This is a genomic window from Streptomyces aurantiacus (assembly GCF_027107535.1).
Taxonomy (GTDB): Bacteria; Actinomycetota; Actinomycetes; order Streptomycetales; family Streptomycetaceae; genus Streptomyces.
The window spans coordinates 8,769,100-8,794,261 of sequence record NZ_CP114283.1; the positions used below are offsets into that span (position 1 = coordinate 8,769,100).

A 25,162-nucleotide genomic window follows, 5' to 3' on the forward strand; every position below is an offset into this window, starting at 1 on the left:
GGCAAGCGGATGCTGCCGTTTGCGACTGCTGCGACGGGTGGGACCAGCCGCATTGATGGGTGAACGTATAGGCACTCGAACTCTTGTCACAAGTCGATGCAGGGCGGATAACGTGAAGATCACAAAGTTGACGGCGTCTCATGTTTCGTCAGGCTCGGTGACGGCCCTCTCAGGACTTCGCGACCGGGGTGAACTCCACCGGAAGCGTGCGCAATCCCCGCATGATGAGCCCCCCACGCCACCTCAAATCTGCCGAATCCACCGCGAGTTGCAGGTCGGGGAGGCGGGTCAGGAGCGTGTTCAGCGCGGTCTGGCCCTCCAGCCGGGCCAGGGGCGCGCCGAGGCAGTAGTGAATGCCGTGGCCGTAACCGAGGTGCTGGTTGTCACGGCGGGAGAGGTCGAGGGTGTCGGGATCCCCGAACCGCTCGGGATCGCGGTCGGCCGCCGCGAGCACGACGAGTACGGGGTCTCCGGCGGCGATGTCCTGCCCGCCGATGCTGAGCCGTTCGGTGGCGAAACGCCAGGTGGCCAGCTCCACGGGCCCGTCGTAGCGAAGCAGTTCCTCGACGCCCGTCTCCAGGAGGTCCGTGTGCCCGGCCGCCAGTGAGCCCTGCAGCCGTCGGCGCTGCTCGGGGTGGGTGAGCAGCGCGTACGTGCCGTTCCCGATCAAGTTCACGGTTGTCTCAAAACCAGCGAACAGAAGGATGAAGGCCATCGCCGCGGCCTCGTTCTCGGTGAGGTGCTCGCCGTGGTCCGAGGACCGGATGAGACCGGAGATGAGGTCCTCGCCCGGGGCGGGCCGGTCCGTGAGTTCCTCGCGCTTGCGGTGGATGAGCTCGGCGAGATAGCCACGCATCTTCTTGACCGACCGGGCGACGCCGCCTCTCGGTCCTCCCCCGTGCCGGATCATCATCCCGGCCCAGTCCCGGAAGTCGTCCTGGTCCTCGCGCGGGACGCCGAGGAGATCGCAGATGGCGTAGATGGGGAGCGGGAAGGCGAACTCGTGGATGAGGTCGGCCTCCCCCTTCTCCGCGAACCCGTCGATCAGCCGGTCCGTCAACTCCTGGACCCGGGGCGCGAACTCGGCGACCCGCCGGGGCGTGAACGCCTTGCTGACGAGCCGCCGGAGACGGGTGTGGTCCGGAGGATCGATATTGAGCAGATGCGTCATCAGCTCGGCCTTCCGCTCCCCCGGAATGCCCGTCTTGCCCTTCGCGTGCGCCGGCTCGGCATGATGCGCGGGGTTCTTGCTGAGCCGGGCGTCGGCGAGGGCCTGCTTGGCGTCCGCGTACCGGGTGACCAGCCAGGCCTCCACTCCGCTGGGCAGCTTCGTCCTGTGCACGGGCGCGTGTTCGCGCAGCCACGCGTACGCCGGGTAGGGGTCGGTGGCGAACTCCCAGGTGAAGAGTTCGGGGGCGGGATCCCCCGCGGGCGGCTCGGCAGGTGTTTCGGTCACCCCTCGACGGTATCGGCAGGGGTGACGTGAGCCCGCCCGGCGTCTGCACGGCCCGCGCCCGCCCTCCGGGGCCGGACGGTCAGGCCTCGCCGGCCCGTATCGCGTCCCGGTAGACCCGCGCCGCCGCGCGCAGTGCCGCCTCCGGGTCCACGCCCTGTTCCTCGGCCCGCACCGCCAGGGCCAGCAGTTCGTAGCCGACGCCCTCGCCCCGGGGCAGGGCGACCTCGAGGCCCGCCGTGCGGGCGCGGGACGCCAGCTTGGCGGCGAGCGCGAGGCCGGGCTGGCCGAGGGGGACGCCTTCCGTGACGGACGTCCGCTGCTTCTCCACCGCCTTGGTGCGCAGCCAGTGCTCCTTGACCTCTTCGGGGGTCGAGGCGCTCTCGTCGCCGAACACGTGCGGATGGCGGTGGATCAGCTTGGTGACGATGCCGGCCGCCACGTCGTCGATGGAGAAGGGCTCCGATCCGTCCTCCGGGCTGCCCTCCTCGGCGATCCGGGCGTGGAAGACGACCTGGAGCAGTACGTCGCCGAGCTCCTCGCGCAGCTCGTGCCGGTCGCCCTCCTCGATGGCCTCGACGAGTTCGTACGCCTCCTCGATGCCGTACTTGGCGAGGCCCTTGTGGGTCTGCTGGGACGACCAGGGGCACTCGACGCGGATGCGGTCCATGACCTGGACGAGGTCGAGGAGCCGGGCGCCCGGCAGGTCGTAGGAGGCGGGGAGCAGTTCGAGGTCGGGCATCGGGACGCGGCCCGTACCGGCGAGGCGGGCCAGGCCGTCGGTCAGGCGCGGTTCGCCCTCACCGGTGGCGACCACCGCGACCGTGTGCCCTCCGGCGCAGGCGTCGACCAGCTCCTGGGCGTCCGGCGCGACTTCGTCGACTTGGACGCCTGCCTCGCGCAGGTACGGCAGCTGGGGGTGCGCGCCGTCCGCGCACAGGACGCGGTCGGCGCCGTGCAGCGCCTGCCATGCGGGCCAGGACAGCAGTCCGGGCGCGACGCGGTGGCTGGTGGTGAGCAGGACGATGCGCCCCGGGCTGGATGCGTTCACACCCCGAACGTAACCCACGCCGCCGACAACATGGTCATGACTGTGGACGGCGCGGGGGCGCCCCGGGGCTAGGCCGATTCCCGGCTTCCCGCCGACGTGACCTCGCGCAGCCACGGCAGCTTGGCGTCGACGCGGCTGCTCTTCTCGACGTCCCAGGTGCCGTAGCGGGGGTTCAGGTCGACGCCCAGCTTCTTGGACGCCTCCGACAGCGCCTTCCAGAAGGCGGGCCGGCTGGTTTCCGTGCCGAGCGCGGTGGCCAGCTTCTGGGCCTCGATCTGGACGCGGAGGTTGTCGTCGAGCCGCTCCGGCGGGACCCCGTACTGCTGGAGCCAGGCCACCTCCAGTGCCTTGGCGTCGCCCGCCTGCTGTTCCAGACCCGCGCGGGCCTGCTGGATCTCCTTGCGGGTGACGGTCACACCGGCGTCCTTGGCCGCCCGGTGCAGGACGCGGTCGAGGACCATGCCGTGCAGGGTGTCGCGGGTGAGGCCGCCGGACTTGGCGATGGCCTGCTCGTACTGCGCCTCGCCCGTGGTGGCGGCCCGCTGTGCGGTCCGTACCTCGTTCACCCGGTTCTCCAGCTGGGAGACCGTGATGCGGTCGGCGCCGACGACGGCCGCGGCACCGGGGTGCGCGTCGTTGCCGCAGGCGGCGAGGAGGGGGGCCGCGGTGACGAGTGCGGCGGAGAGGAGGAGCGCGGTGCGACGGCGGCGGTGCAAGGAGAACCTCCTGTAGGAGATTGTGCGGCGGTGCACAAAGTCTTGCGGTGATCGATGGTAGGCAGGGGACCGGCTCTCGGCCACCCATTCGACCCAACGATTCGCCTGGACTTCGGGCACCGTTGCGGAGTCGTCTCCATCCTCACGCGCCACGGCGGTTGCGGGCGGTGACCTCGACCGGCGCGTCCCCGTGGGCCGGGATCGGGCCGCTCGCCCCGGCGGAAGGCGTCAGCCCCGGACCTGGCCAAGCCACTGGAGGGTCCGGCTGATCTCCGCGACCAGTGGATGGCCGGGGCCCCGCAGCCTTTCGACGTCGTACTGGAGCCGGGCCAGGGTGTCGTGGGCGGCGGCCCGGTCGCCGAGGGCGAGGAGCAGGTGTCCGATGCGGCGGCGCACCTCGAAGGACAGTTCGGCGTCCTGGGCGACGTACTGGTTCTCGTAGTACGGCAGCAGGGCGCGGTACTCGGCGAGCGCCGCGGCGGGTTCGCCGAGCTGTTCGAGGCACTGGGCGGCCTCGTAGCGGAAGCGCAGGGACTGGGGGTCGGCCTGGCCGGCCTCGGTGGCCCGCTCGTCGGCGAGGCGGCGCAGCTCGGGCAGGGCGCGGCGGTACTGGCCGTCGTCCATGAGCGTGGCCGCGTACTGCTTGCGCAGGGTGCGGACGACCGGTGAGTGCTCGCCGTGCTGGGCGGCGGCGGCCGGGAGGATCTGGCCGAGGATGTCGACGGCCTGGGTGATGCGGCCCTCGCCGAGGAGGCGCTTGACCTCGTCGACGGCTCCCGCGACATCGGGTTTGTCGACGGCGGGCGCGGCCTGCGGCTGCGCCGCGGGCGTGCGGGCGCGGTCCGGCCAGGGGGCGTGCGGGCGCAGGAAGGGGCGGGTGGGATCGAGCGGGCCGCCGGTCGGGACCCCGCGCGCGGGGAGCAGCGGCAACAACTGCTCGTACGTCTCCTGCGCGGAGTCCGGGCGGTGCTGGGGGTCCTTGGAGAGCAGCCGCAGCACTAGGGCCTCGAGCGCTTCGGGTACCTCGGGGCGCAGTCGGCGGACCGGCAGGGGCGGCTCGTAGAGGTGCCGGTGCAGCACGCCGAGAGCCGTGGAGCCCGAGAACGGCACGTCCCCGCTGAGGAGTTCGTGCAGCAGCACCCCGAGCGCGTACAGGTCGGTGTACGGGCCGACCGCGCCGCCCATCGCCTGTTCGGGGGCCATGTAGGCGGGCGATCCGATGGGCGAACCGGTGTGCGTGAGGCGGGTCGTGTCCGTGTCCATCACCGACGCGACGCCGAGGTCGAGGACGGTGACCGTGCCGTCCTGCTTGATCATCACGTTGCGTGGCTTGAGGTCGCGGTGGACGATCGGCACGGCGTGCACCGCGGAGAGCACGGCACACAGCTGCGCGGCGACCGAGACGGCCCACTGCCAGGGGTACGGGTCGTGTTCGGCGAGGTGGTCGGAGAGGTCGGCCCCGTCGACGTACTGCATGACGAGGAACAGTTCCTCGCCCTCGCTGCCCGCGTCGTGGACCGTGACCAGGCCCGGGTGGTCGACCTGCGCGGTGACGCGGCACTCGCGCACGAAGCGGCGGCGCAGCTCGTCGGCCTCCTGGCCCGCGACCTTGTCCGGCCGCAGCAGCTTGACCGCGACGCGCCGGTCGAGGCGCTGGTCGTACGCCGTCCACACCTGGCCCATGCCGCCCTGCCCGATGAGCGTGGACAGTTCGTAGCGGTCGGTGATCACGCGTCCCGGTGCCGCGGTCACCTGCCGTCCTCGTGCTTGCGCAGATAGTCGCTCAGCTCGTCGAGCTCGGCGCGCACCTGGTCGATACGGGCGGGCGCGGGGCGCTGCGGCGGCGGGGTCGGCGCGGCCGGCTGGGGCTGGGGTACCGGCGCCATCGGCGGCACCGGCGTGTGCGGGCCGGTCGTGGAGGCGTACGGCGACTGCGGGTAGCCGTACGTGGACGTCGGGGTCTGCTGGTGCGGGGCGTATCCCGCTGCCGCGTAGCCGAGCTGGTGGAAGTGGCGGATGTCCGCCGCGAGGTAGTACGAGATCACGACCACGAGCGAGCCCAGGAGCAGGGCGAGACCCAGCCAGCCGCCCACCGTGTGGATCTCCTCGCCGGGCTCGGTGCCGATCAGGACGAGACCGAGGACCTCGGCCGCGAAGGTGGCCACGAACAGGCCCCAGTCGAGGGACTTGCGGGTCACGAGCGCCAGGCGCAGCATCATCGTCCAGCCCAGCAGGCCGAAGCTGCACACGGAGATCACCACGAAGAACACGCGCAGGAAGACCAGCAACCCGGTCGGGGGTGGCGGCTTCACCGGCTGCGCCTGGCCGTGGCCTTGCATGGTTGCTCCTGGAGGCCTGATGGGGACGGACGGAGGTACGGACGTACGAGTGCGGAGTCCGAGCGTATAGGCCGACAAGGACAACTGGTCCCGGGTTGTACCGAACCGTTGTCGTGCTGATCACCCGGCCCGCCCCACCGGTCTCAGCCGGGCTCGACGGTGCCGTCCGTCAGGCCGTCGTACATGCCGCGCACCAGCTGCTCCCCGAGGCGTCCCGCGAGCCGCAGCGCCTCCTCGAACTCGGCGAGCGCGCGGAACCGTTCGCCGTACGTGCGCTGCTGTTCCAGCGGCAGCCTGGGCAGTTGGAGACGGCGTACGTCGAGCCGGGTCGCGGTGGACGCGTAGCTGCTGGCCTGGCGGTTGTTGGCGGTGCCGCGCAGGAACCCGGCGAGGAACCACGGGTCGAGCGCGGCCGGGTCGGGCCGCAGCAGCGCGAGGTTGCGGCCGAGGGCCGCGCCCGCGGTCGCCCCGTCGACCACACGCGCGACGGAGCCGCCGCCGAGCACGGGCACGACGACGTCGCCCGGCTCGGTGAGCACGGGTTCCTCGTCGCTCTCGGGCAGCGTTCCGGACGGTGCCGCTCCGGCGAGGACGTCGTGGTCGGTGAGGACGGGCACGCGCGCGTGGCCGCCGTTTCCTCCCGTACGCAGCTGGAGTGCGCCCCCGCGCGCGAGTTCGCCGATCGTGGTGAGAGGCCAGCGGGTGGGCCCGCGCGGGTCGGCGGGAGGCGGGGTGAGGCGGCCGGTCAGCCGGAGGGTCTCGCCCAGTCGGTCGCGCACGTCCGCGAGCCGTTCGGCACCACCGGCCTCGGAGGGCGGCAGATGGCGGGCCGGGGCCAGGTCGACGTCGTCGTCGAGGAGTTCGATGACCGGTACCGAGCGGCTGAGGCCCGGCTGCTCCGGCGCGGTGCCGGTCCGGTCGAACGGGCGCCAGGCGTCGAGGACGGCGGTGCGCACGGCCTGCCAGTCGAGGCCGCCGCGGGTGTCCGCGGTAAAGGCGCCGGTGTCGGCGAGCAGCACCTCGGGCTGGGTGGGCTGGGCCGTCACGGCGGGCCTGCGCAGCACCCACAGATGCAGCGGAATGCTGTACGGGGGTGCCGCGCCCGGCGGCAGGGCGATCACGGCGCGCAGGGCCCCGCGGCGCAGCAGGTCGGCGCGGATGCGGCGGCCCGAGCGGCGGGAGGCGACGGCGGGGGGCATCAGGAGGACGGCGACGCCGCCCTCCTTGAGACGGGCCAACGCGTGCTGGACCCAGGCCAGTTCGGATTCGGTGCGGGCCGGGAAGCCGTACTCCCAGCGGGGGTCGTAGGCGAGCTCGTCATGGCCCCAGTTGCGCTCGTTGAACGGCGGGTGGCACAGGACGGCGTCGGCCCGGAGGCTGCCGTGGGCGTCCGCGCGCAGGGTGTCGGCGGCGGTGGTGCGCACGGTGGCCCGGGTGTGGAGGGCGAGGCGCAGTGCCGTCAGGGCCGCCAGCTCGGGAGCGCTGTCCTGACCGTGGAGGTGCTGTTCCCCGGTGGCCTTGGTGTCCTGCGCGGCGGCCACCGCGCGCAGCAGGGCGCCGGTGCCGCACGCCGGGTCGAGGACGGTCACGGCGGGTCCGGCCAGGTCGGCCATGAGGGCGGCGAGGCCGGTCGGCGTCAGTGTGTACTGGCGCGGGTTCGCGTCGAGGTGCCGGCCGAGCAGGAACTCGTACGCCTTGCGGGCGCCCAGCTCGGCGGCGAGGTCGGCGGCGGCGCGCAACAGCGGTACGGACGGCCGCAGTCGGTCGGCGGCCGGTGTGTCGACGGCCCGCCTGCGGATCGCGCCGAAGCGTGGGGTGAGGACCTGATCGAGGGAGGCGGGCAGCAGTTCGGCGAGGCGGTCGTCGGAGCCCGCGCTCAGTTCCAGCCAGACCGGGGGGCGGTCGTGGACGAGCAGGAGAGCGCAGCCGACGTGGACCAGGGCGGTGACCGGGCCCTGCGGATGCCCGGCGAGCTGCTGCCAGACGCGCTCGCGCAGGGGGACCTCGGCCAGCTTGCCCTGAGCGCTCAGCCAGTCCTCGACCTCCGCGAGCGCGAAGGAGGGGCTGGTCTCGGTGCCGCCGACGGGTTTGGGGAAGTCGGCGTGCCGGCGGCGCCAGTTGCTGACGGCGGCGCGGCCGACTCCGGCGAGCCTGGCGATTCCGGCCGCGGTGACCTCTGTCCCGTTCTCCTGCACCGGCCCCGGCTCCTTTCGTCCTGTCATGTGACGCCGAGCATAGCGACGCACTCAAGATCTACCCATTCACGGCCGTGTACGCAACCTTCCCCGTGAACCGTGTTGACTCGGTTCACAGCCTCTGCTGTGATTGACCCACCGGGTGAGCAGCCGCCGGGAGCAGGCGGCCGTCGCCCTTCGGGGGAGGAGACGTCATGGGCGCCAAGGGAAAGGCCGCGCCGGGGGCGTGGCGAGCATCGTCGTGACCGTCCCCTCCCCCACCACCACCGCTCTTCTCCACCTAGACATCCAAGGAACTGTCATGCGCCGTACCGCACTTGCCGCTCTCTGCCTCGCCGCCGCCACCGTCTCGCTCACCGGCTGTCTGCCCGGCGACGACAAGGCGGACAGCAAGGCGGACAGCAAGCCGTCCCAGAGCAAGCCGAAGGACCCGTTCGCCGGGCTGACCGGCGGCGAGATCGCCGACCGGGCCGTGGAGGCCACGTCGAACGCCTCGTCGCTGCGCATGAAGGGCGGCATCCAGGACGACGGCAGCCGCATCGACCTGGACATGGCCCTCGACAAGAAGGGCCGGTGCGCGGGCACGATGAGCGCGGACGGCGAGGGCAGGGCCGACCTCCTCATGACCGGCGACACCCTCTACATGAAGTACGACGAGAAGTTCCTGCGCGCCCAGGGCGACGGTGCGCCCAAGGAGGAGACCGACGGAGTGGTGGCCATGCTGGCCGGCAAGTGGACCAAGATGTCGGCGACCGGCTCGGACGCCAAGGACGTCGCGGGCTTCTGCGACCTCGACACCGTCCTCGCGGACTTCGAGGACGTCAGCTCGGACGCGACCCGCGGCAAGGCGACCACGGTCGACGGAACCCCGGCGATCGTCCTGCACGAGAAGGACGGCAAGGACACGTACACGCTGTACGTCGCCACCGAGGGCAAGCCCTACCTGCTGAAGGTCGTGAGCAAGTCCGCCAAGGACCCGGGCACGGTCACCTTCAGCGACTTCGACACTCCGGTCCCGGTCCAGAAGCCCAAGGGCGAGGTCATAGACCTGGACGCGATGGGCGGCTGACGGGCCAGGGCGGATCCTGGACGGTACGGTCCGGCGGGGCGCTCCCCGCCGGACCGTACCGTCCAGGATCCGTCGCGAACGGCGTGCGCCGAAGGACGCGTCTCGAACGGCGCTTCCCGAACGGCGTGGCTCACAGGGCGTGTCTCACCCACACGTTGGGCTCCACATACACCGCGTACCCGCGCGTGGGCTCGCAGTGCACCGGCACCAGTGCGCCGGGCACCTCGACCTGGCCCTCCTCGTCGAACGGCAGCCCCGTCCATGCCCGCCACTCGTCGAGCGACGCGGCGACGGTCATCGACGCCGGGGCCACCGCCACGACGCGTGCGCCCGCCCGGACATGGACACGCAGCCACGGGTCGTGCGGCAGCCCGTCCCCGCGGGTGCGGAACGCGTACTCCGCCATCGCCGTACGCGGCTCCAGATGCTTCGCGCTCGGCCGCACCGGCGCGACGACCTCGTCGAAACCCTGCGCCCTGGCGGAGTCCCGCAGCGCCGAGAGCATCCGGGCCGACAGACCGGTGCCCTGGGCGTGCGGGGCGACGACGATCGAGATGGCGCTCACCGTGTCGGGTGCGATGCCGCAGCGCCGGTCGGCGAACGCCCACAGCAACACCTCGTCCCAGCCCCGCGCGGGCAGCTCGCCCCGGTCCTCGTCCCCGAGCGCGAACGGCACGCTGTAGGCGTGCGCGACCACCTCGCCGCGCTCGTCCTCCGCGAACAGCACATGCTCCGGCAGTTCCCTGGCGATCCGGCCGTAGTGGGCGTTGCCGACGAGGTCGTTGCGCAGGAACTCGGGCCAGGTGTCGGCCATCCCCGTCACCCGGCCGTGCATCTCCGGACACTCGGCGAGGCTCGCGATTCTCAGCACCATGCCGGACACCGTAGGCACCGACCCGGCCTCCGTCGAACCGCTTTTGCCCGGGCCCGGGCGGCGCGGCCCGCTCAGCCCGCGTGGAACCGGCTCGGAGCCCGCGTGGAGGTCCCGCCCGAGGGGAGTTGCTGCCCGGGGCAGGCGGACAGCACCCGCTTCATCGCGGTCTTCTCCGCGGCGGTGACCCACAGCCCGTACTTCTTCTTCACGGCCACCTGCCGGGCCACGTACGTGCAGCGATACGCCTTGTGGGGCGGAAGCCACGTCGCGGTGTCGCCGTCGCCCTTGCTGCGGTTGCGGCCGGCGTCGACGGCGAGGAGGTTCAGCGGGTCGTTGGCCAGCGCGATCCGCTTGCTCGCGTCCCACTTCTGAGCGCCCTTCTGCCAGGCGTCCGACAACGCGACGAGATGGTCTATGTCGACCTCGCTGCGGCCACCGCGCACGAAGGTGACGTCCTTGTCGGTGTACGGGTCCGGATCGAGCGTCCCCGACCTCACACTGCAGTCGCCGTCGCTGAACTTCACCTCTTTCAGGTCCCGCTTGAGGATGTCGTCGCGGGTGTCGCAGCCGTTCGAGTCGGTGTCGGCCCAGGGGCTGCCGAACTCGTCCCGGTCGTATCCCGTCTTCGGGGCCCGTCCCTTGACGGTCAGTGAGTCGACCGCGGTGAGGGCGGTCCCGCCCGCGCCCGCGCCCGCGGTCTTCTCCGGTCCGGCGGATCCGACCGTCTCCGCGGTGCAGCCGGTCGCGGCGAGCAGCAGGCACGCGGCACCGGCGACCCTGGTCCAGAGCGTCACAGGCGCTCCCTCCCCTTGCATGCCCATGGCCGCCCCGAGCGGGCGGATTCCTGGAACTCACCGTACTGGCCGGGGATCGGCGCAAGAACAGCAGGCGGGCCGAGTCACATGGACTTCGGCGGGCAAGTGAAGCACCACCGGCGTGACCACGGTGGTGCGCCGCCCCGCCGGGGTCTCACGACCCCAGGATCGAGGCCAGGAACTCCCCCGTCCACCCCAGCAACTCCCGTCCGACCAACGGCTTGCCGCCGACCCTCGCCGTCTTCGGGCGGGGGACCAGCACCTGGTGTGCGGCCGGCTTGATCACGGTTCCCGGATACAGCCGCTTGAGCCGCAGCTCCTGCGACTCCCTCAACTCCACCGGCGCGAAGCGGATGTTGTTCCCCTGGAGGACGATGTCGCCGACACCGCAGGCGCGCGCGAGCATCCGCAGCCCCGCCACCAGCAGCAGGTTCTCCACCGGCTCGGGCAGCTTGCCGTAGCGGTCGACGAGCTCCTCGCGTACCGCCTTGACGTCCTCCTCGGAGTTCACGGAGGCGATGGACCGGTAGGCCTGCAGGCGCAGCCGCTCGCCCGGCGCGTAGTCGTGCGGGACGTGCGCGTCGACCGGGAGCTCGATCTTGACCTCCAGCGGCGGCTCCTCCTCGACCCCGCCCTCCATCTGGGCCCGGTAGTCCGCCACCGCCTCACCCACCATGCGTACGTACAGGTCGAAGCCGACTCCGGCGATGTGGCCCGACTGTTCGCCGCCCAGCAGGTTTCCGGCTCCGCGGATCTCCAGGTCCTTCATCGCCACGTACATGCCCGCGCCCATCTCCGTGTGCTGGGCGATGGTCGCGAGCCGCTCGTGGGCCGTCTCCGTCAGCGGCTTCTCCGGCGGGTACAGGAAGTACGCGTAACCCCGTTCCCGTCCGCGGCCCACCCGGCCGCGCAGCTGGTGCAGCTGGGAGAGGCCGAAGTTGTCGCCGCGCTCGACGATCAGCGTGTTCGCGTTCGAGATGTCGATGCCCGACTCCACGATGGTCGTGGAGACGAGGACGTCGAACTTCTTCTCCCAGAAGTCGACTACCACCTGTTCCAGGGCCTGTTCGGACATCTGGCCGTGGGCCGTCGCGATGCGCGCCTCCGGCACGATCTCGCGCAGCCGGGCCGCGGCCCGGTCGATCGACTCGACGCGGTTGTGGATGTAGAAGACCTGACCCTCGCGCAGCAGCTCCCTGCGGACCGCCGCGCCGATCTGCTTCTCCTCGTACGGGCCGACGAAGGTCAGGACCGGGTGCCGCTCCTCCGGGGGTGTCGTGATCGTCGACATCTCCCTGATCCCGGTCACCGCCATCTCCAGCGTGCGCGGGATCGGGGTCGCGGACATGGTCAGGACGTCCACGTTCGCGCGGAGCTTCTTCAGCTGCTCCTTGTGCTCGACGCCGAAGCGCTGCTCCTCGTCGACGATGACGAGGCCGAGGTCCTTGAACTTGGTCTCCGAGGAGAACAGGCGGTGGGTGCCGATGACCACGTCCACCGAGCCCTCCCGCAGGCCCTCCAGGGTCGCCTTCGCCTCGGTGTCGGACTGGAAGCGCGACAGGGCCCGTACGTTGACCGGGAACTGCGAGTAGCGCTCGCCGAACGTCCCGAAGTGCTGCTGCACCAGCAGGGTGGTGGGCACGAGGACGGCGACCTGCTTGCCGTCCTGCACCGCCTTGAAGGCGGCGCGGACCGCGATCTCCGTCTTGCCGTAACCGACGTCGCCGCAGATCAGCCGGTCCATCGGAACCGTCTTCTCCATGTCCTCCTTGACCTCGGCGATGGTCGTGAGCTGGTCGGGCGTCTCCGTGTAGGGGAACGCGTCCTCCAGCTCGCGCTGCCAGGGCGTGTCGCCGCCGAAGGCGTGCCCGGGCGCCGCCATCCGGGCGGAGTACAGCTTGATCAGGTCCGCCGCGATCTCCTTGACGGCCTTCTTCGCGCGCGCCTTGGTCTTCGTCCAGTCGGCGCCGCCGAGGCGGTGGAGCGTCGGGGCCTCGCCGCCCACGTACTTCGTGATCTGTTCCAGCTGGTCGGTCGGGATGTAGAGGCGGTCGCCGGGCTGGCCGCGCTTGGCCGGCGCGTACTCGACGACGAGGTACTCGCGGGTCGCGCCCTGCACGGTCCGCTGGACCATCTCGATGTAGCGGCCGACGCCGTGCTGCTCGTGGACGATGTAGTCGCCCATTTCCAGGGTCAGCGGGTCGACGGTCTTGCGGCGGCGGGCCGGCATCCGCGCGCCGTCCTTGCCGGCGGCCTTCTGTCCGGTGAGGTCGGTCTCGGTCAGCACGGCGAGTCCGAGCGCCGGGTCGACGAACCCGTAGTCGATCGAGCCGCAGGCCACCTGGACGACCGAGGGGGTCAGCGCGCCGAGGTCCGACTCCAGCCGGGCCGCGATGCCCTCGCCGCCGAGCACCTCGACGGTACGGGCCGCGGGGCCGTGCGCCTCGGTGACGAAGACCGTGCGCCAGCCCTCCGCGAGCCAGCCCTTGGTGTCGGCGAGCGCCTTCGCGGTGTCCCCGCGGTAGGTCTCGGGCGCGTGCATCCCGAGCTTCAGCGTGTCCCCCGCCGCGTCACCGGCGAACGTCTCCGCGAGCGCCTCGTCGGCGGCGAACGGCGACACCGACCACCACATCATGTCCAGCTCGCGGGCCCGCTCCCGGACGTCCGCGATGGACCACAGCGACGCCGCGTCGACGTCGATGGGGGCCTCGCCGCCGCCCGCCGTCGCCGCCCAGGACGCCTGGAGGAACTCCTGCGAGGTCGCCACCAGGTCCGCGGCGCGTGTGCGCACCCGCTCCGGGTCGCACACGAGGGCCATGGACCCCTTGGGCAGTACGTCGATCAGCAGTTCCATGTCGTCGACGAGGACCGGCGCGAGGGACTCCATGCCCTCGACCGCGATGCCCTCGGCGATCTTGCCGAGCAGTTCGCCCAGCTCCGGGTGTTCCTCGGCGAGCCGGGCGGCCCGCTCCCGTACGTCGTCCGTGAGCAGCAGCTCGCGGCAGGGCGGCGCCCACAGCCCGTGCTCGGCGACCTCCAGGGACCGCTGGTCGGCGACCTTGAAGTAGCGGATCTCCTCGACGTCGTCGCCCCAGAACTCCACGCGCAGCGGGTGCTCCTCGGTGGGCGGGAAGACGTCCAGGATCCCGCCCCGTACGGCGAACTCGCCGCGCTTCTCGACCAGCTCCACCCGGGCGTACGCGGCTGCCGCCAGGGCCGTCACGATGTCGCCGAGGTCGGCGCTCTGGCCGGTCCGCAGTGCCACCGGTTCCAGCTCTCCCAGGCCCTTGACCTGCGGCTGGAGGACCGACCGCACGGGGGCGACCACCACGGAGACGGGGCCGGTCTCCGGGTCGTCGGGGCGCGGGTGGGTGAGCCTGCGCAGGACGGCGAGCCTGCGGCCCACGGTGTCGCTGCGCGGGGACAACCGCTCGTGCGGCAGCGTCTCCCAGGACGGGTACTCCACGATCGTGTCGGCCGGCAGCAGCGACCGCAGAGCGGCCGCCAGGTCCTCGGCCTCGCGGCCGGTGGCCGTCACCGCGAGCACCGTGCGGCCCGCCTCCCGGGCCAGTGCCGCGACCGCGAACGGCCTGGCGGCGGGCGGTCCGACCAGGTCGACGTGCATGCGGTTGCCGTCGCCGGCGGCCTTCACCGCTTCGGTGAGTGCGGCGTCCTTGACGACGGCGTCGAGCAGACCGTGCAGGCTCATGAAGGGGTTTCCGTCCGAGGATCTGAAGGAGTGGGTGCGGGGTGGGCGAGGCCGGTGGGCAACGCGAGCCGCCCGACACGTCTGACGGGCCGGGGGTGTCCAGGGTACGACGCCGGGGTCCTCGCCGCCCGCGCCTGTGGACAGCGAGGGTTCCGACGCCCCCGCCGCCCCTGCCCTTCCCTTCACTACTCGGGGGCTCCGCCCCCGAACCCCCGTTGCGCAGTTCCCCGCCGCTCCTGGGTCTTCAGGGGCGCGGGGAACTGCGCGATCAGCCCCCACCGGCCCGCAGCCGACAAACAGCCCGGTGCCGGAGAGTCCGCAGACTCTCCGGCACCGGGCTCCCCGTCCCCCGTCCCACCACGACCCCCGTCCGTGGTGGACGCTCAGCCCGCGCGGCTAGTCGGTCGCGATGGCGTTCAGTACGTTCATCCGCCCCGCCCGGAACGCCGGCACCAGTGCGGCGAACAGGCCCACGAAGGCCGAGCCGATGAAGACCCCGATGATCGTCGGCCAGGGGATGTCGAGGACCTTCAGGCCCTCCAGGGCGAGGAGCTGCTGGGCGGTGGCGCCCCAGCCCATGCCCAGGCCGAGGCCGAGCAGCGCTCCGAAGAGGGCGATGACGACCGACTCCAGACGGATCATGCGGCGGAGCTGGCGGCGGGAGAGGCCGATGGCGCGCATCAGGCCGATCTCGCGGGTCCGCTCGACGACCGAGAGGGCCAGGGTGTTCACGACGCCCAGGACCGCCACGATGATCGCGAGGGCCAGCAGGCCGTAGACCATGTTCAGGAGCTGGCCGATCTGGTCCTTGAGCTCCTGCTTGTAGTCGGTCTGGTCGCGGACCTGGTACTGCGGGTACGGATCCAGCGACTTCTTCAGGGCCGCGTACGCCGTCTTCTCCTGGCCTTCCTCGGCGGTGGCGAACATGATGTCGTTCGGCGGAATCCTGTCGGCCGGGACGTACCGCTTCATCGTGGCGATGCTCATGTAGCGCGAGCCCTTGTCGATGGCCACGTCGTCGTCCGTGATCGCCGCGACCTTCAGCTTGGCGGTCTGTCCGCCCTTGAAGGCGACGGTCATCGTGTCGCCGACCTTCACCCCGTGCTTCTTGGCGTAGTCGGAGCCGACCGACATCGCGTCCTTGCCGTACGCCGCCGACAGCCGGCCGGCGATCGTCTCGCGGCGCAGATCGCTCGCGTACGTCGGGTCGGCGGCCGTGACGTCGCTGTCCTCGGTCTTGCCGTCGGGCGAGGTCAGCTCGGCCTCGACCTGCTTGTAGCTGGTGACGTGCGCCATGCCCGGTGTCGACTCGATGGCCTTCTGGGCCTGGGGCACGATCCGCTGGTTGCCCTGGACGATGAAGTCCGTGCCGACCGACTTGTCGAGTTCCTCGGTCGCGGAGGCCACCATCGAGGAGCCGACCACGGAGAGGCAGGCGACCAGCGCGAGGCCGATCATGAGGGCCGCTCCGGTGGCCCCGGTGCGCCGCGGGTTGCGCAGTGCGTTCCGTTCGGCGAGGCGCCCGACGGGACCGAAGCCGCGCAGCAGGACCGCGCTGAGGGCCCGGACCACGCCGCCCGCGAGCAGCGGGCCGATGATGACGAACCCGATCAGCGTGAGCACCACACCGGCGCCCAGCATCATCGAGCCGTCGCTCGCCTTGTCCGCTCCCGCCGCCGTGAGGAGGGCGGCGGTGCCGGCGCCGGTGAGGAGGAGGCCGATGATGCCCCGGATCCAGCCGGCCCTGCCGTCGGCCGGTGTCCCGGCGTCGCGCAGCGCGGCCATCGGGGAGACCTTGCCCGCGCGGCGGGCGGGGAGGTAGGCGGCAAGGACGGTGACGACGATGCCGAGGACCAGGCCGACCACGGGGGTCATGGTCTTCACGGTCAGGTCGGCCGTGGAGAGGTTCATACCCATGCCCGACATGAGCTTCATCAGGCCGATCGCGATGCCGACGCCCGCGGCGACCCCGAGGACGGAGCCGACGACGCCGAGGAACAGGGCCTCGACGAGCACGGACCGGTTGACCTGCTTGCGGGACGAGCCGATGGCCCTCATCAGGCCGATCTCGCGGGTGCGCTGGGCGACCAGCATCGAGAAGGTGTTGATGATCAGGAAGATGCCGACGAGGAAGGCGATCCCGGCGAAGCCGAGCATGGCGTACTTGATGACGTTCATGAACTCGCCGATGCCCTCGCGGTTCTCGTCCGAGAGCTCCTTCTGCGTCTGGACCTTGAGCGCCTCGTCGGATCCCGTGAGGACCGTGGAGACGTTCCGCTTGAGCTGGGTGTCCGTCACACCGGCGGCCGCCGTGACGTTGATCTGTGTGAACCGGCCGGTGGCGCCGAGCAGTTCGCGCTGCGCGGTGGCGGTGTCGTAGTAGACGACGGCGGCGCCGGGGTTGGTCACCTTGAAGGTGGCGATGCCGACGATCTTCGCCTTGAAGTCACCGGTGACGGCGATGGTGCGCAGCTCGTCACCCATCTTGAGGTCGTGCTTGTCCGCGGTGTCGGCGTCGACCATCACCTCGGTGGGCCCGCGCGGGGCGTGCCCGGAGGTGATCTCCATCGAACGCAGGTCGTTCTTCGTCCAGTTGCCCGCGATCGTCGGGGCTCCGGTGGTGGACCCCATGTTCTTGTTGTCGCTGTTGACGACGGTCACGTTCAGCGAACTGACCGCGCCCTCGGCGGACTTGACGCCGTCCGCCTTCTGCGTGCGGTCGATGACCGAGGCGGGCAGCGACTCCGGCTTGCCGTTCTGCGGATCGTCGTTGTTCGAGGCGGCCTTCGGGGTGACCGTGACGTCGGAGGAGGTCGTGGCGAAGAGCTTGTCGAAGGTCGTGTTCATGGTGTCGGTGAAGACGAGCGTGCCGCACACGAACGCCACCGACAGCATGACCGCCACGGCCGACAGGGCCATGCGCCCCTTGTGCGCGAAGAAGTTGCGCCGCGAGGTCTTGAAGACGGTCATGACGTGCGCCCCCGGGCGTCGAAGTCCTTCATGCGGTCGAGGACGGCGTCGGCCGTCGGCCGGAGCATCTCGTCGACGATCCGTCCGTCGGCCAGGTACAGCACGCGGTCCGCGTACGAGGCGGCGACCGGGTCGTGCGTCACCATCACAATGGTCTGGCCGAGCTCGGTGACCGACCGGCGCAGGAAGCCCAGCACCTCGGCGCCGGCGCGGGAGTCGAGGTTTCCGGTCGGCTCGTCACCGAAAATGATCTCGGGGCGGGCGGCGAGGGCGCGGGCCACGGCCACGCGCTGCTGCTGACCGCCGGAGAGCTGGTTCGGCCGGTGCTTCAGCCGGTCGACGAGCCCGACGGTCTCGATGACCTGGGCCAGCCACGCCTTGTCCGGCTTGCGCCCCGCGATGTCCATCGGGAGCGTGATGTTCTCCAGCGCGTTCAGCGTCGGCAGCAGGTTGAACGCCTGGAATATGAAGCCGATCCGGTCCCGGCGCAGCTTCGTGAGCTTCTTGTCCTTGAGGCCGGTGATCTCGGTCTCGTCCAGGTGGATCTGCCCGGAGGAGACCGTGTCGAGGCCGGCGAGGCAGTGCATCAGAGTGGACTTGCCGGACCCCGAGGGGCCCATGATCGCGGTGAACTGGCCCCGCGCGATGTCCACGTCGACATGGTCCAGGGCGACGACGCGGGTCTCACCGGAGCCGTACGCCTTCACGACCTGCCGTGCCCGTGCGGCAACGGCCGTACGCTCTCCAGTGCCCCCGTGCCTGGGAATGGTTACAGCCGATGTCACGGTATGTCTCCTAAGTCGGTCACTGAAAAGACAGCGACGGTGTGCGGTTGCCTGCGTCGTGCGGGAGTGCGGTCGTGCCGTGCGGTTACGTCGTGCGGCCGAGCGGTGCGGTCGTGCGGTGCAGTGATGACCACAAGTCTCGCGGCCGAGGGCTGTCCCCGCGCTGGTGCTCAGCGCAGTCTTCTGCTGGGGAAAACCCCACCCCCGAAGGTGCGGGACACCGCCCTCAGCGGCATAAAGCCAGGTTAAGGACGGCCCAGGTGCCTTCTCGTCCTCCGGCGGTACGAACCCTCCCCGAGCCGTAGTACGGAGGTCCCCCTAGGGGCTGTCCACCCCACGGTGGAGGCCCTCTCAGGGGCACCTCCACCCTTGAGTCCAGTCAGCGTCCACCCTCCCCCCACGTGAGGCTCAAGTGGGAGAGTGTCCACCGGCAGATAGATGCAAGGGGAACGAATCAGGACCCGGGTCCGGGACACAGGGGGAGGCATCCGGTGGACGGCGCGACACCCGGCATACGGAAGGCGACGGCGGACCGCTCCCGGACCCCTCGTGGACGCCGGGCCGTCGTCGCCTCCCTCATGCTCTGCATGGGACTGGCCGCGCTCGACTCCACGATCGTGTCGACGGCCGTCCCGCAGATCGTCGGCGACCTCGGCGGCTTCTCCGTCTTCTCGTGGCTGTTCTCCGGCTATCTGCTCGCCGTGACGGTCACGCTGCCCGTGTACGGCAAGCTCTCCGACACCTTCGGCCGCAAGCCGGTGCTGATCGCCGGCTCGATCCTCTTCCTCGTCGGCTCCCTGCTCTGCGCGCTCGCCTGGAACATGGCCGCGCTGATCGCGTTCCGTATCGTCCAGGGTCTCGGCGGCGGCGCCCTCCAGGGCACGGTCCAAACACTCGCCGCCGACCTCTATCCGCTCGAACAACGCCCCAGGATCCAGGCCAGGTTGTCCACGGTGTGGGTCGTGTCGGCGGTCGCGGGCCCGGCGCTCGGCGGAGTGATCGCCGCCTACGCCGACTGGCGCTGGATCTTCCTCATCAACCTGCCGCTCGGCGCGGTCGCGCTCTGGCTCCTGGTCCGTCACCTCCACGAACCCCGGCGCGAAAGCGACCGCGGGACCGGCGGGCGCCACCGCGTCGACTGGGCGGGCGCGCTCACGGTCTTCGCCTGCGGCGGCGTACTCCTCATGGCCCTGGTGCAGGGAGGGGTGGCCTGGCCATGGCTTTCGCTCCCCTCAATCGCCTTGTTCGGTACGGGACTTGCCCTGGTCGCCGCTCTCGTCGTCATCGAACGCCGGGCCGCCGAACCGATCATCCCCGGCTGGGTCTGGCGGCGCCGCACCATCGCCGCCGTGAACCTGGCACTCGGCGCCCTGGGCCTGCTGATGGTCGCCCCCACGGTCTTCCTCCCGATGTACGCGCAGTCGGTGCTCGGCCTGGCTCCGACGGCCGCGGGCTTCGTGCTGTCGGTCTGGACGCTGAGCTGGCCGGTGTCCGCCGCGCTCAGCCAGCACGTCTACCGCCGCATCGGCTTCCGCAACACCGCGATGCTCGGCATCGGCGCGGCCACGCTCGTCCTGCTCGCCTTCCCCTTCCTCCCCTATCCCGGCGAGGCCTGGCAGCCCACGGCCTTGATGCTCCTGCTCGGCGCGGCGCTCGGCCTCTTCCAGCTCCCGCTGATCGTCGGCGTCCAGTCGACCGTCGGCTGGTCCGAACGCGGCACGGCCACGGCCTCCGTCCTCTTCTGCCGCCAGACCGGCCAGACGCTCGGCGCCGCCCTCTTCGGCGCGGTCGCGAACTCGGTGCTGGCCGCCCGGCTCGGCGGCGCGGGCGACCTGGACTCGGTGACCCGGGCCCTCGACTCCGGCACCGCCGGCGAACACGTGCGCCGCGCGGTCGCCGACGCCGTGCACTCCGTCTACTTCGGCGCGGCCTGCGCGGCCGGACTCGCCTTCCTGGTCCTGCTGTTGCTCGCACCACGCCGCTTCCCGGTGCTCAAGAACCCCGAGGACTGACCCCGAAGGGACATCCCGGACACCATGTCAGGGGTGCAGCCCTCCTCGCGGCGGACGCCCGGCACCGCCCCGCCCGGGTGTCCTGGACCCATGGGACTGAACAGGCGTACGGCGATGAAGGCCGGCCTCTTGACGGCCGCGGTGTCGGCACTGGGCCTGAACTCGGCGCGTCCACAGGGCAGTTCGCCGTCCCCGGCACTCACGGTCCAGGGCGAGGCGGCGGCCCGGACGAACATCCCGGTCGTACGGGACCGCCGCGCGTCCGGGGGCAGATACCTGGCCCTGAGGACAGGGAAGAGGCCCGGCCGGGAGGGCTGCTGGTACGCCACGTACGCGGTCCGGGCCCCCGAGGCGGGCGTGTACGCGCTGACCGCCGTCGCTACGGCCCCGGTAGAGACCCCGCACACCGAGGCGACGGCCTCGTATCTCCAACTCGCCCTGAACGACGGCCCCTTCCGCGAGCTCGCCCGCTCCCAGCCCTACTGGTACGAGTCGAAGCCGGCCTGGGGCGAGCTCTCCGTACTCGACCTCGGTGAGCTCGAACTCCGGCTCGGAGAGAACACGTTGACGTTCCGCGTGACGGAGCCGGCGGTCCTGGAGTCCGGGACGGCGTACGCGCTCGCGCTGGACCGCTTCACGCTGAAGCGGCGGGCCGGGGTGGAGGTGCGCGAGGTGTCCGTGGGCGACGGGACGCTGAACACGTACCGCCACGGCGGGACCGCGAGCCTGACCCTCACCCTCGACGGGCGCCCCGGCCGCCCGCGGAGCGTGCGCTACACCGTCGTCGACCACGTAGGGAAGCAGGTGTCATCGGGCCACGTGACGATCCCGGCCGGAGAGACGGCGACGAAGGTGCCGCTGCCCCAACTCCCGCCCGGCAACTACCGCGTGACGGCCTGCGTCGACGGCGTCGGCGCCGTCGCCGCTGTGACGGGCCACTTCGCGTGCCTGCCCGCGCTCCCCGCCGTGTCCGGCCCCGCGAACCGCTTCGGCGTCAACGTCTGGGCCACCTCCCTCGTGCCGCCCTCCCGCCTGGACACCTTCGCCGCGGCGATGAAGGACATGGGCGCGGGCTGGACACGGGACGGCCGGTCCTGGCCCGCCGCCGAGCCGGCACCGGGCGCGTACGACACGGCCCACCACGACCGGGTCACGCAGGCGATGCGCCGCCACGGCCTCTCCCCCGTGGAGGTCCTCTCGCCGGCCCCCGAGTGGGCCATGACGGACGCCTCGCTCCCCCTCCCTGCGGACCTGCGGCACGCGTACCGCTACGCCCGCCGCATCGCCTCCCGCCACCCCGCCGCGATCCAGCTCTCGAACGAACCCGATGTGGACGTCACCAGCAGCACCGGCGACGCGCACGCGGCGTTCGTGAAGGCGGCGGCCCTCGGCATCGCGGACACCCCGGGCGGCCCGCTGGTCGTCCTGCCGGGCATCGCGCAGGCGGGCCACTTCCAGGACCTGATGCTGGCGAACGGCGTGGTGCGGTACGCGGACGTGTGGGCCTTCCACGGCTACCCGGACCCGGCCGAGCAGGGTGAGCCGGCCTTCCCCGGAGCGGCCGACGAGCAGCGCGAACTGGCCGAGCGGCTCGGCGCGGGTGACGTGCCGCGGTGGATGACGGAATGCGGCGCGTTCTTCGCGGTACGCCCCGGGGTCGATCTCACGCCCGCCCAACAGGCGGTCCAGGCCCGCTACTTGGTCCGCTCGATGGTGGAGGGGCTGGCGGCGGGGAACAGCCGCCAGTTCTGGTTCGCGGGCCCGCCGCTGCACGACGACGGCGTGTACTTCGGCCTGCTGACCCGGGACTTCCATCCGTTGCCGGCGTACAGCGCGTGCGCGGCACTGACATCACTGCTGGGCGAGGCGCACTTCGCCGGACCGGTGAGCGGGCTGCCCGCCGGGGCGGCCGGCTTCGAGTTCGACTCGGGCCGGGGCGAGTCGGTCCGGGTGCTCTGGGCGGCACAGCCGGTGCGGGTTCCCGTGCCGGGGGCGACCGTGTACGACGTCATGGGCGGGCCGGTGCCGACGTCCGGGGGTGCCGTGACGGTCTCCCTCGACCCGGTGTACGCGGTCACCCGGGCCGCCCGCCCTGAGACCCGCCCGGCCCCTCACCCCCGAGCCCCTCTCTCCCCCGCCGAACACATCGTCCTGAGCCAGCGCTACCCGGCCCGGAACGCCGCCCCCAACAAGGACAACGGCGACGCGGAACCCCCGCTGGGCTACCGCCTGTCGCGCCGCACCCGGATGTCCCTGGACGTCTACAACTTCGGCTCCGCCCCGCGGACGGTGACGGTGCGGGTGCCACGCCCCGGCGGAGGCTGGTCGGTACGGGCGGAGGGCCCGACGCGGGTCGGGGTCCCGCCCCGGGGCCGTACGACGGTGGAGTTCTCGATCACGGCGGCAAGCGGGGTCACCCGCCGGACCGACCAGCGCCTGAGGTTCACGGCGACGCTCGACGGTGAGGAGGTACCGCCATCGGTGTCGCTGGTCCAGCTCAAGTAGGGGCCGACAGCGGAGCACGACCAACGGCCCGCCCCGACGGCTTGGTCACTTCTCCCGGTCGAACCAGGCCACGGTCTCCGGCAGGAACAGCAGCACCATCACGGGTGCCCCGAGTGCGATACGCAGGGCGGCGTCCAGGAACTCTCCGGGCGCCGCGGCGTCGAAGGCCTGGTTGAACGACCCCACGAGGACGAACAGCATCACCACGAACGTCGTGAGCCGGACGCCGTTGCGCGCGCCGCCGTCGTACGTCAGGGCGAGCAGAGCGCACACCCAGACCAGCATCCACGGGGCGATCATGTTGCCCACCCCGTAGGACGTCAGCCCGTCCGACAGGGCGAGCATGACGACGAGCCCCGAGAACGCCAGCGCGAACAACAGCAGTTGCGCGGCACGCGCCTGCCGGGGCATCGTGGCGGTGGTCCTTGCAGGAGAGTTCACGGTCTTCCTTGTCTTCTGGCCTCGTCGGCCATCCAGTGCTTCAGGGGACGAGGCATCGATCTGAGTGACAGTCAGTCGCCCTCCAGATGGAGCTCAAGATCTCCGTGCTCGCCGCACTGCCGCGCGAGACGCCCGATCTCGTCCAGCATCGCCACTTGCTCCGCCGATTCGGCACCACTTCGCACCTGGCCGATCTCGGTGATGAACTGCGGCATGTCCAGCGACGTCAGCAGCAGCGACCCGTATCGGTCCACCCTGCTCAGCATCGGCTTGCCACTGCTCTCACAAAGCTCGGCAAAGACATCGGAGTGGTCGGCAGAATTTTCCAGAACCGACCGATGGTGGCGCCTGGAACTTGTCCCGTCTTTGCGGACCTTCACAAGAAGGATATCGACGCCCATAGTTTCACTCCGACTGATTCAGAGACGGAGCTCAAGATACTCCAGGTATTCCCTGCGCTCCGCGCCGATGACCGCACCGTCGATGTCCCGCAGGGGAGCCAGGTCCGCATTGCCTATCTTGTCCTCGGTGTCCAGTTCGGACAGCGCGTGCAGTTGGGCCTCCAGGCATACTCGGGACTCCTCGAAAGACGCCATCACCGCCAGTACTTCGGCGATGACGTGGCCCTCCCGCGCCGAGTAGCTTCTCGTCCAGTCCGCGACGCGATCGCTTCCAGACTCTCGAACTCGCTCGTCGGCGCTCACCAGTTCCCTGATGAGTTCCGCCAGCCGTCGGCTCCCTATGCTCACCGCGCCCCCTGGCCGGCCCGCCGGAACGCAGCCGCCACGACGGGCCCGAAGAAGACGTGCGGCAGCGGCTCGCCGTTGTTCTCGACATGGATCTCGTAGAGTTCGGCGAACTCAGGGACAGTGGCGACGAGTTCCTCCAGAAAACGGATGTCGTCCCTCATCAGCAGCTCCCCGGCCCCGGACAGTTCGACGCGTCATTGTACTTACCGGAGTGAGCGTGATCGACGGCGCTCAAGAGGCTCTCGGCCACCTGAATATGCCCTTGCGAACCTGACGAACTTCACCTGTCCGCCGCGTCGCCGCCGTGGGCCCCGCCAGTGCCGGGTCCCACAGTGGCATCTCCCTCTACTCGATTACCCACGCGGGACCGAAGCCGCGCGGAGACCCGTCGAGGAATTTCCGGATCGCACCGATCGCGGCGTCACGTTCCGCCATATCGGACCTTTCAAAATCGTCGCGTCGGCCGCCGCAGATCAAAGAGACCGGCTCACCTCCAGATTCCGGGCTTCGCCTTCGCGGCATATGCGACGGCGGACGTAGGCCGAACTCGATGTCGCCGTCGGGGCAGGTGGCCGCGCGGAGCGATGACCGTCGCTTCCGCAGCGCCGGCTTTGGCCGTTGTCCCGGTCGAAGCGACCACAACGGGCGCGGCGGCCGCGGACGGAGCGGCCGTCGGCGACGAGGCCGCGCGGCAAGGGGTTTTGTGTTTTTGGTGCCGATTTCTTGGTCGACACGAAGAGTACCGACCCCAACGGCACACCGGGGCAAGCAAGTTGCTCACTCTTCGATCACAAGGGGTCGTACGAGACGCAGACGCATGGGTTAACGCGGGTAACACCCCAGGTCAACGAAGCAAGCGCGTACCGACCAACCAGTTTGTCGAAACCCTCGCGCATCCCGGCTACCCCCGAGTAGCGTGCGTGCTCGCTCACCCCCCGCTCCCTGCGGTCCGCACCCGGGCCCGAACCACGCAAGGAGAACCGGGATGTCCTACGACACGTCCCCGTCGTACCCCGTTCCACCGCACCATCCGCCCCGCAACTCCTCACCGTCGTACCCCACCTATCCGAACGAGCCCACCCAGCCGACGTACCCCTGGGCGCCGCAGCAGGCGGAACCCGAATCCGCCGGGCCGCAGCGCCACCGCCACGCCGCTCTCGGCCGGCACAGCGACCTCCGTGTCCTGCGCACCGCGTACCGGTGGCAGCGGCGCGTGGCCACCCTGGCGGCGCTCGGCTACTTCACGCTGTTCCTCGCCCTGTCGGCGTCCGCGCCCTCGATGATGGCGGGCGAGGTGACCGGGGGCCTGACCGTCGGACTCCTCCTCGGCCTGCTCCAGGTCCCCGTGACCTGCGGGGCCATCGCGCTGTACGAGTACACCGCCCGCCGGGGCGTGGACCCGATCGCCGAGCGCATCAGGAAGCAGGCCGAGCTGGACACCAAGCGGGCGGAGGCACGCCGGTGACCGGATTCAGCAGT

General features: G+C 71.1%; 19 protein-coding genes. 4 read left to right on the forward strand and 15 right to left on the reverse strand.

The window, feature by feature from the left end:
• Positions 1-169: 169 nt before the first annotated feature.
• The 6 genes from O1Q96_RS40635 to O1Q96_RS40660 all read right to left on the reverse strand — a co-directional run bounded on the left by O1Q96_RS40635 (position 170) and on the right by O1Q96_RS40660 (position 7,781).
• A complete protein-coding gene (locus O1Q96_RS40635; protein WP_269252870.1) occupies positions 170-1,456 on the reverse strand; it encodes a cytochrome P450 family protein in 1,287 nt (428 codons plus the stop codon).
• Between the two features lie 79 nt (positions 1,457-1,535).
• Positions 1,536-2,522 carry a nucleoside triphosphate pyrophosphohydrolase gene (locus O1Q96_RS40640; protein ID WP_419587021.1) on the reverse strand — a complete coding sequence of 329 codons (987 nt, stop codon included), beginning with the start codon at positions 2,520-2,522 and terminating at the stop codon, positions 1,536-1,538.
• Positions 2,523-2,572: 50 nt separating this feature from the next.
• Positions 2,573-3,220: a SurA N-terminal domain-containing protein gene (locus tag O1Q96_RS40645; RefSeq protein WP_269252872.1), complete on the reverse strand. Its 648-nt coding sequence runs from the start codon at positions 3,218-3,220 to the stop codon at positions 2,573-2,575.
• A 228-nt stretch (positions 3,221-3,448) separates the two neighbouring features.
• Entirely contained in the window at positions 3,449-4,930 is a 1,482-nt protein-coding gene (locus O1Q96_RS40650; protein ID WP_269253923.1) for a serine/threonine-protein kinase, read from the reverse strand.
• A 38-nt stretch (positions 4,931-4,968) separates the two neighbouring features.
• The gene (locus O1Q96_RS40655; RefSeq protein ID WP_269252873.1) at positions 4,969-5,559 is read right to left on the reverse strand and encodes a hypothetical protein; all 591 of its coding nucleotides are present in this window, start codon (positions 5,557-5,559) and stop codon (positions 4,969-4,971) included.
• 143 nt (positions 5,560-5,702) lie between these two features.
• Positions 5,703-7,781, reverse strand: a complete 2,079-nt coding sequence (locus O1Q96_RS40660; protein WP_269252874.1) for an N-6 DNA methylase — start codon at positions 7,779-7,781, stop codon at positions 5,703-5,705.
• 274 nt (positions 7,782-8,055) lie between these two features.
• Between O1Q96_RS40660 and O1Q96_RS40665 the strand changes: the two genes are divergently transcribed.
• Positions 8,056-8,823 carry a hypothetical protein gene (locus O1Q96_RS40665; protein WP_269252875.1) on the forward strand — a complete coding sequence of 256 codons (768 nt, stop codon included), beginning with the start codon at positions 8,056-8,058 and terminating at the stop codon, positions 8,821-8,823.
• Positions 8,824-8,953: 130 nt separating this feature from the next.
• Here the strand turns inward: O1Q96_RS40665 and O1Q96_RS40670 are convergent, their stop codons facing one another.
• The 5 genes from O1Q96_RS40670 to O1Q96_RS40690 all read right to left on the reverse strand — a co-directional run bounded on the left by O1Q96_RS40670 (position 8,954) and on the right by O1Q96_RS40690 (position 17,976).
• Positions 8,954-9,697, reverse strand: a complete 744-nt coding sequence (locus tag O1Q96_RS40670; RefSeq protein ID WP_269252876.1) for a GNAT family N-acetyltransferase — start codon at positions 9,695-9,697, stop codon at positions 8,954-8,956.
• 71 nt (positions 9,698-9,768) lie between these two features.
• Positions 9,769-10,512, reverse strand: a complete 744-nt coding sequence (locus tag O1Q96_RS40675) for an HNH endonuclease family protein (RefSeq protein ID WP_419587093.1) — start codon at positions 10,510-10,512, stop codon at positions 9,769-9,771.
• A gap of 154 nt (positions 10,513-10,666) precedes the next feature.
• A complete protein-coding gene (mfd, locus tag O1Q96_RS40680; RefSeq protein ID WP_269252878.1) occupies positions 10,667-14,221 on the reverse strand; it encodes a transcription-repair coupling factor in 3,555 nt (1,184 codons plus the stop codon).
• 396 nt (positions 14,222-14,617) lie between these two features.
• A complete protein-coding gene (locus O1Q96_RS40685) occupies positions 14,618-17,191 on the reverse strand; it encodes an ABC transporter permease (RefSeq protein WP_269252879.1) in 2,574 nt (857 codons plus the stop codon).
• Entirely contained in the window at positions 17,188-17,976 is a 789-nt protein-coding gene (locus tag O1Q96_RS40690) for an ABC transporter ATP-binding protein (RefSeq protein WP_269252880.1), read from the reverse strand. Before O1Q96_RS40690 ends, O1Q96_RS40685 begins: the two co-directional genes overlap by 4 nt.
• Before the next feature lie 491 nt (positions 17,977-18,467).
• Here O1Q96_RS40690 and O1Q96_RS40695 point away from each other — a divergent pair, with 491 nt between their 5' ends.
• On the forward strand, positions 18,468-19,988 hold the full coding sequence (locus O1Q96_RS40695; RefSeq protein WP_419587022.1) for an MFS transporter: 1,521 nt from the start codon (positions 18,468-18,470) through the stop codon (positions 19,986-19,988).
• 90 nt (positions 19,989-20,078) lie between these two features.
• Positions 20,079-22,493: a hypothetical protein gene (locus O1Q96_RS40700; protein WP_269252881.1), complete on the forward strand. Its 2,415-nt coding sequence runs from the start codon at positions 20,079-20,081 to the stop codon at positions 22,491-22,493.
• A 45-nt stretch (positions 22,494-22,538) separates the two neighbouring features.
• On the opposite strand, the gene O1Q96_RS40705 is transcribed toward O1Q96_RS40700, so the two are convergent.
• From O1Q96_RS40705 to O1Q96_RS40720, 4 genes are all read right to left on the reverse strand, one after another.
• A complete protein-coding gene (locus O1Q96_RS40705) occupies positions 22,539-22,934 on the reverse strand; it encodes a hypothetical protein (RefSeq protein WP_269252882.1) in 396 nt (131 codons plus the stop codon).
• Between the two features lie 71 nt (positions 22,935-23,005).
• On the reverse strand, positions 23,006-23,335 hold the full coding sequence (locus O1Q96_RS40710) for a hypothetical protein (RefSeq protein ID WP_269252883.1): 330 nt from the start codon (positions 23,333-23,335) through the stop codon (positions 23,006-23,008).
• 18 nt (positions 23,336-23,353) lie between these two features.
• Positions 23,354-23,683: a hypothetical protein gene (locus tag O1Q96_RS40715; protein ID WP_269252884.1), complete on the reverse strand. Its 330-nt coding sequence runs from the start codon at positions 23,681-23,683 to the stop codon at positions 23,354-23,356.
• Positions 23,680-23,844 carry a hypothetical protein gene (locus tag O1Q96_RS40720; protein ID WP_269252885.1) on the reverse strand — a complete coding sequence of 55 codons (165 nt, stop codon included), beginning with the start codon at positions 23,842-23,844 and terminating at the stop codon, positions 23,680-23,682. The genes O1Q96_RS40715 and O1Q96_RS40720 overlap by 4 nt, the downstream gene beginning before the upstream one ends.
• Before the next feature lie 824 nt (positions 23,845-24,668).
• Between O1Q96_RS40720 and O1Q96_RS40725 the strand changes: the two genes are divergently transcribed.
• Entirely contained in the window at positions 24,669-25,148 is a 480-nt protein-coding gene (locus O1Q96_RS40725; protein ID WP_269252886.1) for a DUF485 domain-containing protein, read from the forward strand.
• Positions 25,149-25,162: the final 14 nt, after the last annotated feature.